At 68.7% G+C, this 18,601-nt stretch carries 16 protein-coding genes; 4 read left to right on the plus strand and 12 right to left on the minus strand.

Features of this window, described 5'->3' with window-relative positions; translation table 11 throughout:
* The first annotated feature begins 122 nt into the window (after positions 1-122).
* Positions 123-1,763 carry a pectate lyase gene (locus AC1RR5_RS18190; RefSeq protein WP_492923608.1) on the plus strand — a complete coding sequence of 547 codons (1,641 nt, stop codon included), beginning with the start codon at positions 123-125 and terminating at the stop codon, positions 1,761-1,763.
* Here AC1RR5_RS18190 and AC1RR5_RS18195 read toward each other — a convergent pair.
* From AC1RR5_RS18195 to AC1RR5_RS18215, 5 genes are all read right to left on the minus strand, one after another.
* Entirely contained in the window at positions 1,760-2,509 is a 750-nt protein-coding gene (locus AC1RR5_RS18195; protein ID WP_492923610.1) for a hypothetical protein, read from the minus strand. The two genes, AC1RR5_RS18190 and AC1RR5_RS18195, sit on opposite strands and share 4 nt — an antisense overlap.
* Positions 2,510-2,678: 169 nt before the next feature.
* The gene (locus AC1RR5_RS18200) at positions 2,679-2,939 is read right to left on the minus strand and encodes a helix-turn-helix domain-containing protein (protein ID WP_492923612.1); all 261 of its coding nucleotides are present in this window, start codon (positions 2,937-2,939) and stop codon (positions 2,679-2,681) included.
* 89 nt (positions 2,940-3,028) lie between these two features.
* Positions 3,029-3,442, minus strand: coding sequence for a hypothetical protein (locus tag AC1RR5_RS18205; RefSeq protein ID WP_492923614.1), 414 nt, complete (start codon positions 3,440-3,442; stop codon positions 3,029-3,031).
* 71 nt (positions 3,443-3,513) lie between these two features.
* Complete coding sequence (locus AC1RR5_RS18210) at positions 3,514-6,339, minus strand: ATP-dependent DNA helicase (RefSeq protein ID WP_492923616.1); 2,826 nt, start codon at positions 6,337-6,339, stop codon at positions 3,514-3,516.
* A 50-nt stretch (positions 6,340-6,389) separates the two neighbouring features.
* Positions 6,390-7,364 carry an SEL1-like repeat protein gene (locus AC1RR5_RS18215; RefSeq protein ID WP_492923618.1) on the minus strand — a complete coding sequence of 325 codons (975 nt, stop codon included), beginning with the start codon at positions 7,362-7,364 and terminating at the stop codon, positions 6,390-6,392.
* A gap of 147 nt (positions 7,365-7,511) precedes the next feature.
* On the opposite strand from AC1RR5_RS18215, the gene AC1RR5_RS18220 reads away from it, so the two are divergent.
* Both AC1RR5_RS18220 and pdeM read left to right on the plus strand, forming a co-directional pair.
* The gene (locus AC1RR5_RS18220) at positions 7,512-9,962 is read left to right on the plus strand and encodes a ligase-associated DNA damage response DEXH box helicase (protein ID WP_492923620.1); all 2,451 of its coding nucleotides are present in this window, start codon (positions 7,512-7,514) and stop codon (positions 9,960-9,962) included.
* Positions 9,959-10,666, plus strand: coding sequence for a ligase-associated DNA damage response endonuclease PdeM (gene pdeM / locus AC1RR5_RS18225; RefSeq protein ID WP_492923622.1), 708 nt, complete (start codon positions 9,959-9,961; stop codon positions 10,664-10,666). Before AC1RR5_RS18220 ends, pdeM begins: the two co-directional genes overlap by 4 nt.
* On the opposite strand, the gene AC1RR5_RS18230 is transcribed toward pdeM, so the two are convergent.
* From AC1RR5_RS18230 to AC1RR5_RS18255, 6 genes are all read right to left on the minus strand, one after another.
* Positions 10,663-10,968 carry a type II toxin-antitoxin system RelE/ParE family toxin gene (locus AC1RR5_RS18230; RefSeq protein ID WP_492923624.1) on the minus strand — a complete coding sequence of 102 codons (306 nt, stop codon included), beginning with the start codon at positions 10,966-10,968 and terminating at the stop codon, positions 10,663-10,665. The genes pdeM and AC1RR5_RS18230 overlap by 4 nt on opposite strands.
* Positions 10,968-11,243 (minus strand): type II toxin-antitoxin system ParD family antitoxin, encoded by a 276-nt coding sequence (locus AC1RR5_RS18235; RefSeq protein ID WP_492923626.1) that lies wholly within the window; start codon positions 11,241-11,243, stop codon positions 10,968-10,970. Before AC1RR5_RS18235 ends, AC1RR5_RS18230 begins: the two co-directional genes overlap by 1 nt.
* Before the next feature lie 62 nt (positions 11,244-11,305).
* On the minus strand, positions 11,306-11,767 hold the full coding sequence (locus AC1RR5_RS18240; protein WP_492923628.1) for a DUF3429 domain-containing protein: 462 nt from the start codon (positions 11,765-11,767) through the stop codon (positions 11,306-11,308).
* 3 nt (positions 11,768-11,770) lie between these two features.
* Positions 11,771-12,559, minus strand: coding sequence for a TIGR02186 family protein (locus tag AC1RR5_RS18245; protein ID WP_492923630.1), 789 nt, complete (start codon positions 12,557-12,559; stop codon positions 11,771-11,773).
* A complete protein-coding gene (locus AC1RR5_RS18250) occupies positions 12,556-13,479 on the minus strand; it encodes a sulfite exporter TauE/SafE family protein (protein WP_492923632.1) in 924 nt (307 codons plus the stop codon). The genes AC1RR5_RS18245 and AC1RR5_RS18250 overlap by 4 nt, the downstream gene beginning before the upstream one ends.
* 71 nt (positions 13,480-13,550) lie before the next feature.
* Positions 13,551-16,502: a peptidoglycan-binding protein gene (locus AC1RR5_RS18255; protein WP_492923634.1), complete on the minus strand. Its 2,952-nt coding sequence runs from the start codon at positions 16,500-16,502 to the stop codon at positions 13,551-13,553.
* A gap of 209 nt (positions 16,503-16,711) precedes the next feature.
* On the opposite strand from AC1RR5_RS18255, the gene AC1RR5_RS18260 reads away from it, so the two are divergent.
* Positions 16,712-16,927 (plus strand): hypothetical protein, encoded by a 216-nt coding sequence (locus AC1RR5_RS18260; protein WP_492923636.1) that lies wholly within the window; start codon positions 16,712-16,714, stop codon positions 16,925-16,927.
* A 19-nt stretch (positions 16,928-16,946) separates the two neighbouring features.
* On the opposite strand, the gene AC1RR5_RS18265 is transcribed toward AC1RR5_RS18260, so the two are convergent.
* A complete protein-coding gene (locus AC1RR5_RS18265; RefSeq protein ID WP_492923638.1) occupies positions 16,947-18,599 on the minus strand; it encodes a phosphatidylglycerol lysyltransferase domain-containing protein in 1,653 nt (550 codons plus the stop codon).
* Positions 18,600-18,601: the final 2 nt, after the last annotated feature.

The raw sequence follows: 18,601 nt of genomic DNA on the forward strand, positions 1-18,601 counted from the left end.
GGTAGCAAGCTGCATTCAGATCGTCGCTGCAAGACGACGGGGCCCCCGCGGCCCGGGAGGAACGCTTCTAACGCATGCCCCTTCCGGTACGATGGCGGCTCCGCGCCTGTCGGAGTTATCGCATGCCGCTCAGCCCCATTTCCCGTCGCCGCCTGATGGCGACCACGGCCGCCGCCTTCGCGGCCGCCGGGACCTTCAGCCCACTCACGGCCTTCGCCCAGACCAGCAAGGGCCAAGCGCTGGACGTGATGAAGAAGGCCACCAGGTTCATGGTCGAGAAGGCCGCCTACAAGGGCGGCTATGTCTGGGCCTACCTGCCCGACTTCTCGCGCCGCTGGGGCGAGATGGAAGCCTTCCCGACGATGATCTGGGTGCAGCCGCCCGGCACCGGCACGGTCGGCCACCTGTTCCTGGACGCCTACCACGCGACCAAGGACGAGTATTACTACGACGCCGCCTGCAAGGCCGCCGACGCCCTGATCGCCATCCAGAACCCGGCCGGCGGCTGGAACTATATCGGCGACCTGGCCGGCGAGGCCTCGCTGAAGAAGTGGTACGACACCATCGGCAAGAACGGCTGGCGCCTTGAGGAATTCCAGCACTACTACGGCAACTGCACCTTCGACGACGAAGGCACCGCCGAGTGCTGCAAGTTCATGCTGCGCATGTACGTCGAGAAGAAGGATCCCAAGTACAAGGCCGCCTTCGAGAAGGCCCTGAAGTTCGTCCTCGACAGCCAGTATCCGGTCGGCGGCTGGCCCCAGCGCTTCCCGCTGAAGGACGAGTTCCATCACCACGGCAACCCGGACTACACCAGCTTCATCACCTTCAACGATGACGTGGTCGGCGAGAACATCGAATTCCTGATCATGGTCTACCAGGCCCTGGGCGACAAAACCGTCCTGGACCCCATCCGCCGCGCCATGGACTGCTACGTCGCCTGCCAGCAACCTGCGCCGCAGCCGGGCTGGGGCCTGCAGCACACCGTCGCCGACCTGAAGCCGGCCGGCGCCCGCACCTACGAGCCCAAGGCCTTCGCCACCCACGCCAGCGCCAGCTGCCTCTCACAGCTGATGACCTTCTACCAGCTGACCGGCGATCCGAAGTACATCGCCCGCGTGCCGGAAGCCCTGGACTGGCTGGACAGCGTGCGCCTGCCCGACGACGTCATGCCCGGCAAGGCCCGCTATCCGACCTTCATCCAGATCGGCAACGGCCGGCCGCTGTACGTGCACCGCACCGGCTCGAACGTCGTCAACGGCCGCTACTACACCGACGAGAACCCCGAGAAGACGGTCACCCACTACTCGTCGTTCCGCAATGTCGACGTCAAAGGCATGCGCGCGCGCTACGAGAAGCTGAAGGCCATGGGCCCCGAAGAGGCCAGCAAGCACTCGCCGCTGAAGGGCCAGCGCGCCCTGCCCAAGTACTTCATGGTCAAGGACCTCTCGGTCGACGACCTGACCGTCGGCGGCGACCTGTCCAGCTCGGCGACCAAGGGCGTCCAAGCCGATCCGGCCAAGGTCGCCAAGCTGACGGCCGAGCTGAACGCCGAGGGCTGGTGGCCCACGCCCCTGACCTCGACCAGCCAGCCCTATATCGGCGATGGCCCCGCCACCCCGACGCCGGGCGACTTCTCCGAGACCAAGGTCGGCGACAAGTACGACACCTCGCCCTATCCGGATCCGCATCCGGCGATCGGCATCTCCACGGGGGCGTTCATCGCCAACATGGCGACGCTGATCAAATATATCGACGCCTAGGCGATCAGACGCGTCTCGGCCGGCGTCACTTCGGCGAGCAGCCGGCCGAGCGCGTACTGATAGAGGGCGATGTCGTTCTGGTTCTGCGACAGCAGCTGGCGATGCGCCTTCGGGCTCAGCGCCGCCTCGCCCGCATCCTCGCCGCCCGTGACGTTCAGCCGACGCACGCCCGGCAGCTGCCCCGCGAAGGCCATGTCGGCCCAGGCCAGCGACTCGTAGGGGTGCTCGCAGACATAGAACCAGACCATCTGGTCGATCAGCGCCTTGGCCGAGGTATGGTCGCCCTCATAAATCGGCGACCAGCCCGAGCCGGTCAGCTGGCGGAAGTGGTGGTCATAGGTGTGGATGACCACCGCCGGGTCGTCGCAGGTCACGAAGTCATCCAGCGAGAGCTGCTTGGCCAGTGACACCGCCCGCCAACGCGGATCGCGCGCCTGGGCATCCCCCATCTCCACCACGTGGCGGAAATAGCGGTAGACCGAAACCACCCGGTCGACCGGCCAGCGGAAGTTCGTCGCCGCGGCCATTCCCTCGCCCACCGCCTGATAGATATCGAAGCCGTAGTGGCCGGCATAAAGCCCGTAGCCGGCGAAGGCGCCGTAGCAACCTGCGCGCGCGGCATGGTCGGTCGCATCGTTCTCGATCACCGGGCAGCGGCGCTCGGCGGGGAACAATCCCTTCAGGGCGGAGACCAGGGACGTCCCGCCCGCCTTGGGATTATGGAAGAAAAAGAGCCGCTCGACCACGCTCCGCCCCGCCGCTGACAAGGCGTCGAGTCGCGACACCTCAAGTTGTCTAACGTAGAAGCGTCACCATTCCGTCGTGAATTCGGCGGCGAACATGGAAAAAAGTCGCGGCGTGTGTTCGGCTGGAAATCATCCCGGCTCGGAATGCACGCGCCACATTTTCGAGCCCTCAGGAAACCGTCTCGCCCAGAGCCGCGCGCACGACGTCGGGAGCATGGTCGATGACCCGCAGATAGGCGGCCAGGGCGGCGTCCGGACGGGCGTCACCGTGCTCCAGGTCCTCCAGCAGGGTCAGGTCTATGTGGAAGACGCGGGCGAAGTCGGCCTGCGACAGCCCGGTGCGCCAGCGCACCGCCTGGACCAGAGCGCGGGCGGACCGAGCGCGCGCGGGGGTGGCGGCTTCGTCGATCGCGGGGTCTCGGGTCATCATGGTTACGCTCCTGGACTAACGCTCCCCCTGTGACGCCCTTTTAGGACGTCCCCATTGCAGAAATTCGACGGCTTTGAGTCAGGGCGTGTCTAGCGCGTGTTCGTCAGAGCGCGCGCCTTGGCGTCGACCTGGTCCACGCCGCGCAGGGCGTCGCCGGACGCCTCCAGCATGGTGTTGAACACCTTCAGGTCGCCGGTGGTGATGTGCTTGATCTTCTTGTCACGCGACCACTCCAGGCCGATCAGTTGACCCAGGCGGCAGGCCTTGGGCAGCAGGGCCGGCTGCTCGCGGGGGCCGCCTTTGATCAAAAGCTTGCCGACCACCTCGTTCCAGTTGGGCCCGCCAGGCAGGCACAGGGGCAGGTGATCGCAGTCGCCCGTCCAGAAACGCTTGTACCAGCGGGCGTGCTCGGGGGTGTCGTACTTCAGGGCGGTGCTGGGCGCGACGACGCCACGGCAGTCGCCGCGCACGAACTCGTCGGCGCGCGCGCTATTAGTCGTCAAAAACGCTCCGACCACGATCAAACTTAGAAAACGGATCAATCCGAAAAACCCCGAGACAAGCTGGGCTGTTCTTAAGACCGATCCTTCGACAAAAATGCGGCGGTGGCTTCGATCGCCTCGACCAGGCTTACCCGTTCCAGGGTCACCCCCTCGGGCAGGCTGGAAAACAGCCGCGTGGGCGCGGCGGCGTCCAGCATGACAAAGACGCCCCGGTCGTCGGCGCGGCGGATCAGGCGGCCGAAGGCCTGGCTGATGCGAGCGCGGGCCACGGCGTCGTCATAACCCTTGCCGCCGAAGCGCAGGCGGCGGGCCTTGTGCAGCACGTCCGGACGCGGCCACGGCACACGATCGAAGACCAGCAGGCGCAAGCTACGGCCCGGCACGTCCACCCCGTCGCGGATGGCGTCGGTGCCCAGCAGGCACGCGTCCTCCTCGGCCCGGAAGATGTCGACCAGCGCCCCGACCTCCAGCGGATCGACGTGCTGGGCGTAGAGCGCCAGGCCGTTGTCGGCCAGGGGCGCGGCGATACGTTCGTGCACGGCCTTCAGACGGCGGATGGCGGTGAACAGGCCAAGCCCACCGCCGCCGGCGGCCAGGAACAGCTCGCGCATGGCGGCCGAGACCTGGCGCGGGTCTTCCTTGTTCACATCCGTGACCACATAGGCCTTGGCGTGGTTCTCGTAGTCGAACGGCGAGACCAGCCGGAGCACCTTCGGCGCGGTCGGCAGGCGAGCGGCGCCCGTGCGCATCTCGGCCAGGGCGAACGGATCTTCAAGGGCCGGGTCGACCAGGGTGGCGCTGGTCACCAGCACCCCGTGGGCGGGCGACAACACCGCTGCGCGCAGCGGCTCGGTCGGGTCCACCCAGTGACGGCGGCAAGCGGCGTCGACGACTCGGCCGTACAGGAAGGTGGCCTCGAACCAGTCGACGAAGTCCGGGTCGGTCTCGCTGGGCTCGACGTCGTCGTCCTCGATGGCCTTCAGGATCGAGCGCCAGGCCGGCAGGGTCATGCGGGCGCGGCGGTCCAGGCCCCGCAGAGCCCCTTCGATGCGGGCGCGTTCGGAGGTCCCCAGGTGCTCGGCGTCCTCGTCCAGCACGTCTTCCAGGGCGCGGGCCAGGGCCAGCAGCGGGGCTTCGATGGCGGCCAGGGCCTTGGCGGCCTCCGGCGCGCGCTCACGAACGAGGTCGGTGGCGGGCCGCGCGTCGCATTGCAGGCCAAGGTCGGCCCCGCCGCGATCGCTGGTGCGGGCGCGCAGCTGCTCGATCACCGCGACCAGGAAGTTCTCGATCGGCCCGATCGGATTGATCTGGCCGTCCGGCGGCGCGACCCGGCCCGACCAGCCCTCGCCCGGCAAGGCGGCGGCGGCCTGGATGACCTGGTTCATCGCCCCCCGCGCGCCCTCGCGGTCGCCCAGGATGTCGAGCAGGCGCGCCTCCAGACCCCTGCCCCGTCGGCCGCGCCCCTCGGGTCCCCGGATCCAGCGGCGCAGCTCAGCGGCCTCCGCGCCCGACAGGGCAGCGGAAAAAGCGCTATCGGCGGCCTCGAACAGGTGGTGCCCCTCGTCGAAGACGATGCGCTTGAGGCTGGTGGTCTCGTTGTCGCTCTTCAGCCCCCGCGCCGTCCGCGCGCCGTCGAAGGCGGCCTGGGTCAAAACGAGGGCGTGGTTGGCAATGACGATGTCGGCGCGCTTGGACGCCCGCACGGCCTTCTCGATGAAGCAGATGCGATAATGCTGGCAGCCGGCGTGGATGCATTCGCCGCGCCGGTCCACGAGGTTCGAGGCGCTGGCCTGGGCCGAAGGCGGCACCGCCGACAGCGTCGGCAGCCAGGCCGGGAAGTCGCCGCCGGTCATGTCGCCGTCACGGCTGGCGCGCACCCAGCGGGCGGTCAGAGCCAGGCCGATCAGGTCGCCATTGCCCAACTGGGCGCTGTTGATCTGCTCCTGGAAGTTCAGCAGGCACAGATAGTTCTCGCGCCCCTTGCGGACGACGGCCTTCTTGGCCCGCTCCTTGGGGTCGGGATAGATCGACCGGCTCTCGCGCTCGATCTGGCGCTGCAGGGCGCGGGTATAGGTGCTGATCCAGACCGAAGGCCCATTGGCCTCGGCCCACAACGAGGCGGGCGCCAGATAGCCCAGGGTCTTGCCGACGCCCGTGCCGGCCTCGGCCAGCATCATGCGCGGCTCGCCCTCACGCTCTCGCGGCTGGAAGGCGAACGATGCCTCCTTGGCGTAGGTCGCCTGGGCCTCGCGCACCTCCTCCAGCCCCGAGCGTTGCAGCAGCTCGTTCAGGCGCAGTTCGACGCGTTCGGGATCGATCGGCCGCGAACCGGCCTCGCCGGGCGGAGCCTGGTCTTCCCATTCCAGCAGGCGCGCCCAGACGTCCAGGCCCGAGCCCCGGAAGTGGTTGCCGGCCTGGACCGAGCGCAACGCCCCGATCACGGCGGGGCCCCACGACCAACCGGCCTTGGCCAGCGTCTCGGCGACGGCCAGGGCCTCCTCGCGCGAGGGCACGGGCGCCAGGGCCAGGTCGCGCAGCAGGACGTCGGCGCTCTCGCGCAGGCTCTGGGCTTGCTCCGCCGCGCCATGCGGCTCGCGCAGGCCCAGCGCCATGGCCAGGCCCACCGCCGACGGCGCGCAGAAGGCGGCCGGGCGGACGAAGGCGTGCAGCTCCAGCACGTCGAACAGGCGCGGATGGCGCGAGGGCGGCGACAGGTTCAGGCGGCGGGCGGTCATGGCCGCGTGGGCCACCAGGACGGGGCCGTGCTCGAACAGGTCGCGGGCGTCCGGCGGACGCAGCATGCGGCCTTCGCCGCCGCCATCAGCCATGCCGGCGCGCGGCCCGGGCAGGACGACCAGGGCGGGAGCCAGGTCCAGAGTCGGTGGGAAAGCAGTCACGCGAGTCTGTTAGCAAAAACCGGCGCGAAACAGAATAAGAACAGGACGATCTAGCCGATCGAGCCGTCGTCTTCCTCGTCGTCCAGGCCCAGCAGCCGGTTGACCGCCTTCTGGGCCTTGCGGCGCAGCTCGGGGTCCTTGCTCTCAGCGGCCCGGCGGTACATCAGCAGGGCCAGCTCCTCGCTGGCCGCGATGCCCTGGCCGCGCTCGCACATGATGCCCAGGTCGTACCAGGCTTCGAGATAGCCGCGGTCGGCGGCCCGCTGGAACCAGCGCATGGCCTCGGTGTAGTTGACCGGCACGCCCTCGCCATTGTGGTGCACGACGCCCAGGTTCGACATGCCTGCGGCCAGGTCGTTACTGGCGGCGGCGCTGTAGAAGCGCAACGCCTCGCCGTGGTCGCGCTTCACGCCCGTGCCTTCCGAGTGCAGCCGGCCCATCTCGTTCATGGCGTCGGCCGAGCCCATCTCGACCGCCTTGCGCAGCATGGCCACGCCCTTGGCGTTGTCGACCCGCGTGCCGTAGCCATCCAGATAGGCCTCGCCAGCGCTATAGGCCCCGCGCGCCAGGCCGGCGTCGGCGGCCTTCAGGTACCAGGCGAACGCCAGGCGAGGGTTGGCCTTGATGCCATCGCCGCCTTCGTGGGCGACCCCGACATTGTACATGCCGTTCGGATCGCCCCGTTGCGCGGCCTCGCTGTAGAGCTTCAGCGCCGCGCGCCGGTCCTTCGGCACCCCGTCCGCCCCGTCGAAATAGACATTGCCCAGCTCGACCATGGCGTCGGTGTCGCCGCGCGCCACGCCCTTGCGCAGCCAGGCCAGGGCCTGGGGCACGTCGCGGGTGACGCCCTCGCCGTCCAGATAGAATTTGGCCAGGTCGACATAGCGGCTGGCGTCGCCGCCCTGGGCCTCACGCAAGGTCGCCTCGAAGGTCGCCTTAGCGTCGCCGGTGTCCGCCCATGCGAAAGGCCCGCCGGTCATCGCCAGCGTCAGGGCCAATATCGCGGGCAGCACTCTGGTACGCATCACGTCCCCACCGTCGCCTGATCGTCGGCATCGGCGGACGGGGCGTCAAGCCAGACAGCCTCCCGCGCGTTACCGTGCAACCGGACTCGCCCGATACGGGTTCAAAAGACGGGTGAAACAGAAGGGGAACATGCTATATCGCGATCAATGCTCGCAGGCGACGCCCTTCCCCAACGCTTCCAGGACTGGTTCGCCGCCCGCGGCTGGAGCCCCCGCGCGCACCAGCTGGCCATGCTGGAGAAGGCCCGCGAAGGCCGCGGCGCGCTGCTGATCGCCCCGACCGGCGGCGGCAAGACCCTGGCCGGCTTCCTGCCCAGCCTGATCGAGCTGGCCGAGCGTCCGCCGCGCAACACGCCGGCCGGGATTCACACCCTCTACATCTCGCCGCTCAAGGCCCTGGCCGTCGACGTCGAGCGCAACCTGCTGACCCCCATCCGCGAGATGGGCCTGCCGATCGTGGCCGAGAGCCGCACCGGCGACACCGGCGAAAGCCGCAAGGCGCGCCAACGGGTCAAGCCGCCGGACATCCTGCTGACCACACCCGAGCAGTTGGCCCTGTTCTGCGCCTGGGAAGGCGCGCGCGAATACTTCGCCGACCTGCGCTGCGTGATCATCGACGAGGCCCACGCCATCTGGCCGTCCAAGCGCGGCGACCTGCTGGCGCTGGACTTGGCGCGCCTGCAGCAGTTCGCGCCGAACCTACGGCGCGTGGGGCTGTCGGCGACGGTCGACGACCCGGACCTGGTGCGCAAGTGGCTGGGCGTGAACGGCCGCGACAGCATCGACCTCGTCCTCGGCTCCGGCGGCGCCCAGCCGGTCGTCGAGGTGCTGGTCTCCGGCGGTCGCGTGCCGTGGGCGGGCCATACGGCCGAGCACGCCATGGCCGAGGTCTATGAGATCATCAAGGCGTCCCAGACGGCCCTGATCTTCGTCAACACCCGCTTCCAGGCCGAGTTCGCCTTCCAGCGCCTGTGGGAGCTGAACGAGGCGGACCTGCCGATCGCCCTGCACCACGGCAGCCTGTCGGCCGAGCAGCGCCGCAAGGTCGAGGCCGCCATGGCGCGCGGCGAACTGCGGGCCGTGGTCTGCACCTCGACCCTCGACATGGGCATCGACTGGGGCGACGTCGACCTCGTCATCCAGCTGGCCGCGCCCAAGGGCGCCTCGCGGATGGTCCAGCGGATCGGCCGCGCCAATCACCGCCTGGATGAGCCCAGCCGCGCCCTGTTCGTGCCCGCCAGCCGCTTCGAGATGCTGGAATGCCGCGCCGCCGCCGACGCCATCCTGGAGAACCACCTGGACGGCGATCCGCCCCGTGTCGGCGTCCTAGACGTCCTGGCCCAGCACATCATGGGCTGCGCCTGTTCCGAGCCCTTCAAGCTGACCGAGCTCTATGACGAGATCTGTTCGGCCGGCCCCTATGCCGAGCTCTCCTGGGAAGATTTCGAGACCGTCGTCGATTTCGTCTCGACCGGCGGCTACGCGCTGCGCACCTACGACAAGTTCCGGCGCGTCGTGCAGACACAGGACGGCTTGTGGACCGCCCGCGACGGCCATGCCCGGCAACAGCACCGCATGAACGTCGGGGTCATCGTCACGCCCGGCATGATCAACATCCGCATCGGCGGCGGCAAACGCCCCATGGGCGGTCGTAAGATCGGCGAGGCCGAAGAAGGCTATTTCGAGCAGCTGACGCCCGGCGACACCTTCATCTTCGCCGGCCAGGTCTGGCGCTACAACAGCCTGGTCGGGGCCGACGCCTTTGTCTCGCCCGCGCCCAACGACGACCCGAAGATGCCCAGCTGGGGCGGCTCGAAGTTCCCGCTGTCGACCTATCTGGCCAGCCGCGTGCGCCAGATGATGCATGACGAGCGCGAATGGACCGCCCTGCCCGGTGATGTCCAGGAATGGCTGAGTTGGCAGAAGGTCCGCTCGGCGATCCCCGATGAAGGCGAGATGCTGCTGGAGACCTTCCAGCGCGGCAAACGCTTCCACATGGTCTGCTATCCGTTCGACGGTCGCCTGGCCCACACCACCCTGGCCATGCTGCTGACCCGGCGGCTGGACCGCCTGGGCGTCGGGCCGCTGGGCTTCGTCTGCAACGACTACGCGCTGAACATCTGGGCCCTACGGCCGATGGACGATCTGGATCTCGACGACCTGTTCGCCCAGGACATGCTCGGCGACGACCTGGAGGCCTGGCTGGACGAGAGCTTCATGATGAAGCGGGCCTTCAAGCATTGCGCCCTGATCGCCGGCCTGATCGAGCGTCGCCACCCCGGCGCCGAGAAGTCCGGGCGACAGGTGACCTTCTCGACCGACCTGATCTATGACGTGCTGCGCAAACACCAGCCCGACCATCTGATGCTGCGCTGCGCCCGCCATGATGCGGCCACGGGCATGCTGGACATCGCCCGCCTGGGCGACATGCTGACCCGCGTGCAGGGCCGCATCCGCCACGTCCGGCTAGACCGCGTCTCGCCGTTCGCCGTGCCGATCATGCTGGAGATCGGTCGCGAGCGCGCGCCGGGCGACGCGGCCGGCGAAATGATCCTGGCCGAGGCCGAGGAAGACCTGATCGCCGAGGCCATGTCGTGACGCGTTTCTCCCCCTCCACCTGCGGCGGCCTGCGGATCGCCCTCTCCAACGTCGAGGTCATGCTGCGCTGGTCCGGCGCCCTTTGGCTGGAGCGCGAGAGCACCCTGGTGGTCGCCGACCTGCACTTCGAAAAAGGCAGCAGCTACGCCGCGCGGTTCGGCCAGATGCTGCCGCCTTACGACACCCGCGAAACCCTGGACCGCCTGGACCGCGAGCTGGCCCTGCTCGCGCCCGAGCGGCTGATCTTCCTGGGCGACAGCTTCCACGACGGCGACGGCGAGGCGCGGCTGGCGGCCGACGACTACAAGCGGCTGGAAGGCCTGGCCCTGGGCCGGGACCTGGTCTGGGCGGTGGGCAACCACGACGCCGACGGCCCCAAGGTCCTGCCTGGCGACATCATCGACGAGGCGGCGGTCTCGGGCCTCACTCTGCGCCACGAACCCCTGCCCGGCGTCCAGCTGGGCGAGGTGGCCGGCCATCTGCACCCGGCCGCCAAGGTCTCCAGCGGCCGAGGTGTCACGCGTCGCCGCTGCTTCGTCACCGACGGCCAGCGTCTGGTGCTGCCGGCCTTCGGAGCGTTCACAGGCGGGCTGAACATCCTGGACGAGGCGTTCTCGAATCTGTTCGCCGGTCCGATGCTGGCTGGCGCCCTGGGTCCCAGCCGGGTCCACGCGGTGGGCATGAAGTCGCTGCGGCCGGACTAGTCCTGGCGGAGGATGCTCTCATAGTCCTGACCGCCGTAGAAGATCCCGACAATCACCACCTGTCGGCCCTTCAAGGCGTAGATGACTGTCACTCGCCGGAATGAGAGCGTGCGCAGGCCTGGCCGCACGTCGAAACGCGGCGCTCCGCGCTCGGGAAAATCGCGCAGACTTTCACAGCGCTCGACAATCGCGTCGGTGAAATGAGCTGCGGTGGTCGGCGACGCCTCGATGGCCAAGTAGTGGTAAAGCGCGAGAAGCTGAGCTTCTGCTTCAGGCGTGTAAGTGATCGCGTAGTCGCTCATCAGGCCTTGGTGGCGCGCGCGTGCGCGGCGGCAAGGCTAGCCCGTACATCCTTGCTAGAACGTCCTCTGGACGGGTCGGCCTCGAAGGCATCGTAGGCCTTGGCCGCCTCACCGTTGAGCCATGTCTCTAGCGCCCGCTCCTGGGCTTGGAGTGCGCGCAGACCTTCGCGGATCACTTCGCTCTCGCTGGCATAGGCGCCCGAGTCGACCTTGGCCCGGACTTGGGCGGCCATTTCGTTGGGAAGTGTGACGCTGAGCTGCTTGGTCGATCGCATGAGAGGCCTCAGATTTAGATAGGATTAAATCCCATCGCCTCGAAACCGACAAGCATGTCGCGCTACATATGCAGCGCCTGCTCCAGCGAAAACGCCAGCGAGATCGCCGCGCCGGCGGTCAGCAGGGTGCGCATGCGGGGGCGCCAGGTGGGGCCGTCGTGGTCGGTGACGTCCCAGACCCATTGCAGCAGGAAGACCAGCAGGAAGCCCGACAGCTGCCAGGCCGGCTCGAACTTCAGCTCGCCCAGCAGCAGACCGAATCCGGCCAGGGGGAACAGCAGCGAGATGCCCAGCACCGACCAGCGCGGGCTGATGTTCTCGATCTCGAGCCCGCTGCGCACGCCGCCGAAGTACGAGACCATCGCCGCCGAATAGGCCAGCAGTGAGATCAGCGCCGGCTTCTGCACGGGCCCGGGGCCGTAGCAGAACAGGCCCGACGCGAGGAAAAAGGGAATAAGGGTCGATAGGCCAAAGACCCATACCGCCGGCGGCACCGGCGTCCGCACCCCCGCGGACTCGTTCATGACTCAACTCCTTCGGAAGGCCACCGAAGCGGCCCACCCTGCCCCGAGCGCGACTATTACCGACACGAGCCCATAGGTCCACGGACGATCTTTGGAGAAGACATACAGGGCCCGCTCGGCCCCGGCCTTCTCGACCACGAAGGCGCGATCGCGGATCGAGATGGGCTTACCGTCCTGGAAGAGGACGATTCTGGCAGTGTATTGGCCGATCGGAGCCTCGGCGGGCAGATCCAGTTGGGCGCGGAACAGGCCCTTGTCCACAAAGCGGACGCCTTGCGGATCGGCGGCGTAGAGGCCGGCCTTCTCCTTCAGGCGCAGCACAGCGCGCCGCCAGTCGAGATAGTCGGCGCCGAGTCGGCTGACCACGACGTCACGGACGCCGTACGTCGTCTCGACCCGCTGCTCCAGCGGCGCGGCGATGGCGAGGTGCTCCAGCCCCGCGCCCAGGTGGCGCAGGGGCGCGAAGCCGGCGATGTCCTGCAGCTTGCGGGTCGAGGCCACGTGGTAGAAGCCCGGCGCGCCGCGGAACACCACCGGGCGGCTGTTCAGCCACAGGCCGGCGACCTGGGTCTTGCGGGCGATCCGCAGCGGCGTCTCGGGGCCACGCACGATGACGACGACGTCGCTGGGCTTGTCCTTGGGATCGAAGACCGCGCCGTACAGCACGATGCGCGCACCCCGGAAGCCTGAGCTGACCCGGATCTCGGTGTCGGTCAGGGCGGCCGAGACAGCCGGCGCCGGAGGCGCTTGAACGAGAGGCGGCGCGGGAGGCGCCTCGACCAGCGGGATCATCGCGCCACCCCGGTCATCAGGATGAAGGCCTCGTCGGGCTTGATGAACAGGTCCGCGCCCATGCGCAGGCCGACGGCCAGGACCAGCAGGGCCAAGAGCGCCCGCAGCTCCTCGGCGCGGAAACGGCCCGAGGCGCGCGCGCCCAGTTGCGCGCCGATCACCCCGCCGATCAGCAGCAGGGTCGCCAGCACGATGTCGACCGTCTGGTTGCGGCCGGCCTGAAGCACGCTGGTCAGCGAGGTGGTGATGACGATCTGGAACAGGCTGGTGCCCACCACCACCGGCGCGGGCATGCGCAGCAGGTAGATCATCGCCGGCACCAGGATGAAGCCGCCGCCCACGCCCATCACCGCCGACAGGACGCCGACAAACACGCCCAGCAGGATCGGCGGGATGACGCTGATATAGAGCCGCGAGCGCGGGAAGCGGACCTTGAACGGCAGGGCGTACAGCAGCGCCGGCCGGCGGTCGCGGCGGGGCTTGGGCGGCTGGCCGCTGCGACGGCGCAGGATGGCCCCGACCGACTCGGTCAGCATCAGCGCGCCGATCACGCCCAGAAACAGCAGGTACGAGACCGATACGGCAAGGTCGGCCTGGCCGATCAGGCGCAGCCAGCGGAACACCTCGACCCCGGCAAACGAGCCGATCGCCCCGCCGCTGGCCAGCACCGCGCCCATCTTGAAGTCGACGACACGCTTCTTGCTGTAGGCGATGACGCTGGAGACCGACGAGGCGGCGACGTGGTTGGCTTCGCTGGCCACGGCCACGACCGGTGGGATGCCTAAGAACACCAGCACCGGCGTCATCAGGAAGCCGCCGCCGATCCCGAACATCCCCGAGATGAAACCCACGAGTCCGCCCAGCACCACCAGCAGCAGCGCGTTCACCGAGACCTCGGCGATGGGAAGGTAGAAATGCAAAGCTCGCGCGGCCCTTGCGGCGTCAGGGATATCCCTGATTGCCGGTCGAGGCCTTGCGCGTCAACGCGTGCCTAACGCGCGTAGACCGACAGCTTGTTCAGGGTCTCGCCGTCGACGCTGCCCGAGGCCGGCAGGCCTTGGTCGCGTTGATAGGCGGCGATGGCCATGCGCAGGGCCGGCGAAGCGACGCCGTCGCGCGGACCTTGGTAGTAGCCCAGTTGCGACAGCACCCGCTGGGCCAGGCCCAGATTGGCGTTGGCGGCCGGGGCGGCGCTGGGCGACAGGCTGGCCGTGGTCTGGGCCTGCGGGCGGAAAGCCTGGGCTGAACGGTCTGCAGTCTGCTGGGCCTCGGCGGTCAGCTGGGCGCGCAGGGCCGTGGCGCGGCTGCGGGCGGTGGCGTCACCGGCGCGGCCGGCGATCACGTACCACTTGTAGGCCTCGGCCGGGTTCTGGCTGACGCCGTAGCCGCCTTCGTACAGCTGGGCGAGGTTGAACTGGCTGTCGACGAGGCCGAGATCCGCGGCCTTGCGGAACCAGGTGGCGGCGGTGGTCACGTTGCGCGGACCGCCCTCGCCCTTGAAGTAGTAGAGCGCCAGGTTGTGCATGGCGCGCGGGTCGCCACCGGCGGCGGCGCGTTCGCTCCAGCGGCGGGCCTCCGGCATGTCCAGCTTCACGCCGCCCTTGCCGGCCTCGTACATCTTCGAGAGGTAGAACTGGGCGGCGGGATACCCACCGTTGGCGGCCTTGCGCAGGCCGTCCAGGCCCGTGCGGTCGCCGGTCTCGATCTTGCGGACGCCGTCCTCGAACAGGGCTTTCGCCTCGTCGGTCGGCTGGGCCGGGGCGTCGGCGGCGACCGAGGTCGCCTGGCCAGCCGTCAGGGCCACGGCGGCGCGCGGGGCGCCCGGCGTGGTGTCGGCTTCCGGACCGTTGATCTCGACGTCGGACTTGCGAGCAGCGATGGCGTCGGCCACACGCGGCGGCAGCGCGCCGGCGCCGTCGGTGTTGAGCAGCAGCAGACCGCCGACGCCGGCGCCGACGGCGGTCGCCGAGCCGATGACCACGGCGACGACCGCCACGGTGGCGCCCAGGCGGTTCTTGGTCTTCTTGCCGGCGAAGCCAAAGCCGCTGAACAGCGACGAACCCGACTTGTCAGCCTTGGCCTTGGCCTTCTTTTCCGGCTTGGCCTTAACGTTACCCTTGGCGTCCGAGGCGGCCGCGGCGCGGGCGGCGGCGCGGGCCTGCTCGATGATGTCGCGGGTCGACATCGGACGGGCGGGCTCGGCGGGCGCGAAGTCGGAGACTTCCGGTTCGATCTCGTAGCGCGGCGCTTCCGGCTCGAAGCCGTCAGCCAGGGCGTAGTCGTCGTGACCGAAGGTGCGGTCTTCCGGCTCGGCGGCCGGGAACTCGGCGACGTCGTAGGCATGCGAGGGGGCCGACGCGCGCGACGGGGTCGGCGGGGCGTCGAAGACGTCCTCTTCCTCGATCTCTTCATGGCCGCTGAACGAGGCCGACTGGTTGAAGTAGCTCTCTTCGAACGGCGAGACCGGCGGCGGCGCGGCGCGAGCCGGCGCGGGGGCCGGGGTCGGCGCGGCGACAGGAACCGGAGCGGCCTCCAGCTTGCGCGCGGTGTCGTGCAGGCGGGTGTCGATCTTCTCGCGCGCTTCTTCCAGCATGCGGAGCGTGCGCTCCTCGCTCTGGCGGATGCGGTCGATCAGTTCCTGGCTGGAGCGCTCGTGACGCTGGTTCAGGCGCTCGGTGACGCGGGCGACCTGCTCGCCGACATCGTCGATGGCCAGGGCGTTGCGACGCTCGGCGCTGCCGATGCGCTCTGCCAGCTTCTCGGTGATGCGGGCGATTTCCGTGCCCAGCTTTTCCAGGGCTTGAGCCTGGACGCTGTCGGCGCGGTTCAGCTTGTGCTCGACGGTGGCGGCGATGCGCGCCACCTCCCCGCCGACCTGCTCGATGGCGGTGGCGTTGCGCTGCTCGGCGGCCTGGACGCGGCGGTTGAAGGCGTCGGCGACGCCGACCACTTCACGGCCCATGCGCTCGATGGCCTGGGCCGAGCGTTGCTCGGCGGCCTGCACGTGCGCGGCCATCTCGCCCAGCTTGCGCTCCATGCGGTCGAAACGACCGTCGGCGGAGTCGCGCAGCTTGGCGGCCATCTCGACGCGAGCGGCTTCCATCTTCTGGGCCAGGTTGGCGGCCAGGCTGTCCAGGCGCTCTTGCACGCCAGCGGCCGGATTGGCGCCTTCGACCGCGCCCATGCGCTGGTCCAGGGCCGAGAACGACGAGCTCATATCGCGAAGAGCCTCGCTGGTGCGGGTCTCGGCGGCTTCCAGGCGTTCGGCCAGGCGCGCCACGACGGCGTCGACCAGGGCAGACGGATCCTGAGGAGCAGCGACAGGTTGTTGTTCGTTGATGCGGGCTTCCAGGGCGGCGATCGCCTCCCGGGTGCGAGCCTCGCCGTCATAGAGATGACCGGCGACCTTGCCCAAGGCGCCTTCCAGGGCGCGCAGGGCTTCAGCCGAACGCGGGCCGGCCGCCTCGGTCTCGATACGACGCACGCGCTCGGTGGCGCGGGATTGCTCGGTCTTAAGCTCGTCCACAGCGCCTTCGAAACGGGCGGCGACGGCGATCTGTTCACGCTCGGATTGTCCCAAACGCGTGAGCGCGTCGCGGACCGAGTGGTCGATGCCGGAAATGGCGGCGGCGTTGCGGCCTTCGGCGGCCTCGATACGCTGGGTCAGGCGGTCCAGGGCCACGGCCACGCGGCCGACCTCGTCCGCCGGGTGTTCGGCGATCTCGATGCGCGACGGCGCGTCGTCCTTGACGATTTCCAGATAGGCGCGGTTCGGCGCGTTTTCAGAACCGGAATTAAGGTCCGGACCCTGACCATCGCCTTCGATGATCATGCGATTGAGCCATTCGCCCAGAGTCATGCCGGAGCGACGCGCGAGGTCTTTAGCGACCTCTCGTGCCTTGGGGTCGATCCCCTTTACGCTCCATGGCGACGCCGCAGTCATTGCGAATCGATCTCCTCGCATCTGAGGAAAACGCTAGTCACCGATTCCTGGGGTGTAAACGCGACCAAAACGCCAGATGTAGTGGTCAGACGATTCATTGTGGAGGAATCGGAACGGAGTCCCAAGGTTCTGTAGCGTGGTTAAAACGCAAGAGGGTTAACGCACGTTAACCATTTGCCAGGCCGATTGTCGCAGGCCTAGAAGCGGCCATGGACCTGACCCTAACGATCGCCGCCGCGGCAACGTTCCTGATCCTGGCCGTCTTCTGCGGCTGGCGCGGCGCGCGTCCGATCAATGTTCTAAAGGGCCCGCGCATGGTTCCGTGGCGCCCCTTGATGATGGTCTGCGTGGTCGGGCTGATGCTGATGCTGGTGCACTTGGCCAATCTCCTGGGCGTCCAGACCGGCAACCAGCAGCGCTACTAGGTCGCAGGAGTCGCACCCCTCAGTTGGGGGCCTTCTTGGGCCGTTTCGTCAGCCCCGACATGCCGCCCGAGGACAGCAGACCGATGTCGGCGAGCAGGAAAGGGATGGCCCACTTGTGGGGCGCGGCAATGTAGCGCGGCTGCCAGACGGGGTCGTACTTGTCCTTGTACCGCCGCACGCCCTGGAAATTGTAGATCTCCTCGCCGCGCTCGTAGAGCAGCCGGCCGACGCGCGACATGATCGGCGCCAAGGGGCGATCCTCCAGGCCGGCCAGTGGGGCCATGCCGAACTCGAACGCCTGGTAGCCCTCGTCCTTACCCCACTGCAGGAGCTCGACGAACAGGTAGTCCATGACGTTCTTGGGCGCCTCGTCGGAGTAACGCATCAGGTCCATCGAGAACGAGGTCTTGCACGCCGTCAGCCACATCGTGGCGAAGGCGACGATCTTGCCCTCCTCGCCCCGCACCACCGCGACCGGGAACTCGGCGACGTACCGCGGATCAAAACCGCCCATCGAGAAGCTCTTCTCGCCGCCGGCATGGTGGCTCAGCCAGGCGTCGGAGATCGCCTTCAGCTCGTCCATGATCGCTGTGGCGGCGCCCACGGGCAGGACTTCGAAGGCCGCCCCGCCCTCGCCGGCCTTGCGCCAGTTGCGGCGCAGCACCTCGCGGCGGCGGCCGGCCAGGCTGAAGGCTTCCAGCGGCACGGCGGCGCTCTCGCCGGTCTTCTGGATAGCCAGGCCCAGATCCACGGAATCGGGCAGGTCTTCGGGACCCAGGCCATAGAAACCCGCGCGCGCGGCGTGGGCGTCGGCCAGTTCGCGGAAGCGCCAGAACAGCTCCATGCGCTCCTCGTTCTTGCCGACCGGCGCCCCCAGCGCGATCCACGACCGCCCCCGCACGCCGAACATCAGGAAACTCTCGCCCGAAGCCGAGAACAGGAAGCGCTTGTCGCCCAGCAGAGCCAGGTTGGCGCTGGGCTCGGCGTCCTGCGCCTTGGCCAGGATGGCGCGGACCCGGTCGAACTCGGGATCGGTGTCATCGACCACCGACGGCGTCGCGGCGGTAGCGATCAGCCGCCAGATGCCGACGGCCAGCAGCACGATGGCCGCCGAGACCGAAGAGCGGATGGCGCGGGCGGCCTCGTCATGGTCCTGCAGCACCCGGATCCAGGACTTGTCGGCAAATTCCGTGTGGTTGAACGACCACCAGCCCAGCAGGCTGGCGCCGATCAGGGCCGCGGCGGCCGATAGCAGCCAGCCGGGCGTGATCTCCATGCGGGTCAGGGCCGCCTTGCGCGGGAAGGCGTCGTGGAACGGCAGGATGGCCAGGAAGCAGACGGCCAGCATCGCCGTCTCTTCCCAGTTCAGGCCCTTGAAGATGGCCAGCACCGCCGAGGCGGCCAGCACGATCAACGCCGCCCACCAGGCCGCGCCCAGCCGCGCGCGCAGGCCGAACGCCAGCAGCAGCAGGACCAGGCCCAGGATGGAGGAGAAGAAGTGGCTGATCTCGATCAGCAGGTCCGGCGCGAAGGCCAGCAGCAGCAGGAACCGGGTCGGCTCGGAGGGCGTCGCCCCCGAGGCCAGCAGCATGACCCCGGACGACGCGGCCAGGATCGCCGCCAGGGTCGGGGCGATCGCCAGGGCCGCGGGCCTGAAAACTGTCGAGGACATCC

The organism is Caulobacter sp. GW821-FHT11E11, assembly GCF_058808315.1.

Coding starts and splice junctions, on each gene's coding strand:
- AC1RR5_RS18235 (WP_492923626.1), bottom strand. CDS start 11,243: ATGCGATCGACCAAGCAGCTCAGCGTCACACTTCCCAACGAAATGGCC.
- AC1RR5_RS18215 (WP_492923618.1), bottom strand. CDS start 7,364: ATGCGTACCAGAGTGCTGCCCGCGATATTGGCCCTGACGCTGGCGATG.
- AC1RR5_RS18245 (WP_492923630.1), bottom strand. CDS start 12,559: ATGATCCCGCTGGTCGAGGCGCCTCCCGCGCCGCCTCTCGTTCAAGCG.
- AC1RR5_RS18220 (WP_492923620.1), top strand. CDS start 7,512: ATGCTCGCAGGCGACGCCCTTCCCCAACGCTTCCAGGACTGGTTCGCC.
- AC1RR5_RS18255 (WP_492923634.1), bottom strand. CDS start 16,502: ATGACTGCGGCGTCGCCATGGAGCGTAAAGGGGATCGACCCCAAGGCA.
- AC1RR5_RS18240 (WP_492923628.1), bottom strand. CDS start 11,767: ATGAACGAGTCCGCGGGGGTGCGGACGCCGGTGCCGCCGGCGGTATGG.
- AC1RR5_RS18200 (WP_492923612.1), bottom strand. CDS start 2,939: ATGATGACCCGAGACCCCGCGATCGACGAAGCCGCCACCCCCGCGCGC.
- AC1RR5_RS18230 (WP_492923624.1), bottom strand. CDS start 10,968: ATGAGCGACTACGCGATCACTTACACGCCTGAAGCAGAAGCTCAGCTT.
- AC1RR5_RS18190 (WP_492923608.1), top strand. CDS start 123: ATGCCGCTCAGCCCCATTTCCCGTCGCCGCCTGATGGCGACCACGGCC.
- AC1RR5_RS18265 (WP_492923638.1), bottom strand. CDS start 18,599: ATGTCCTCGACAGTTTTCAGGCCCGCGGCCCTGGCGATCGCCCCGACC.
- AC1RR5_RS18260 (WP_492923636.1), top strand. CDS start 16,712: ATGGACCTGACCCTAACGATCGCCGCCGCGGCAACGTTCCTGATCCTG.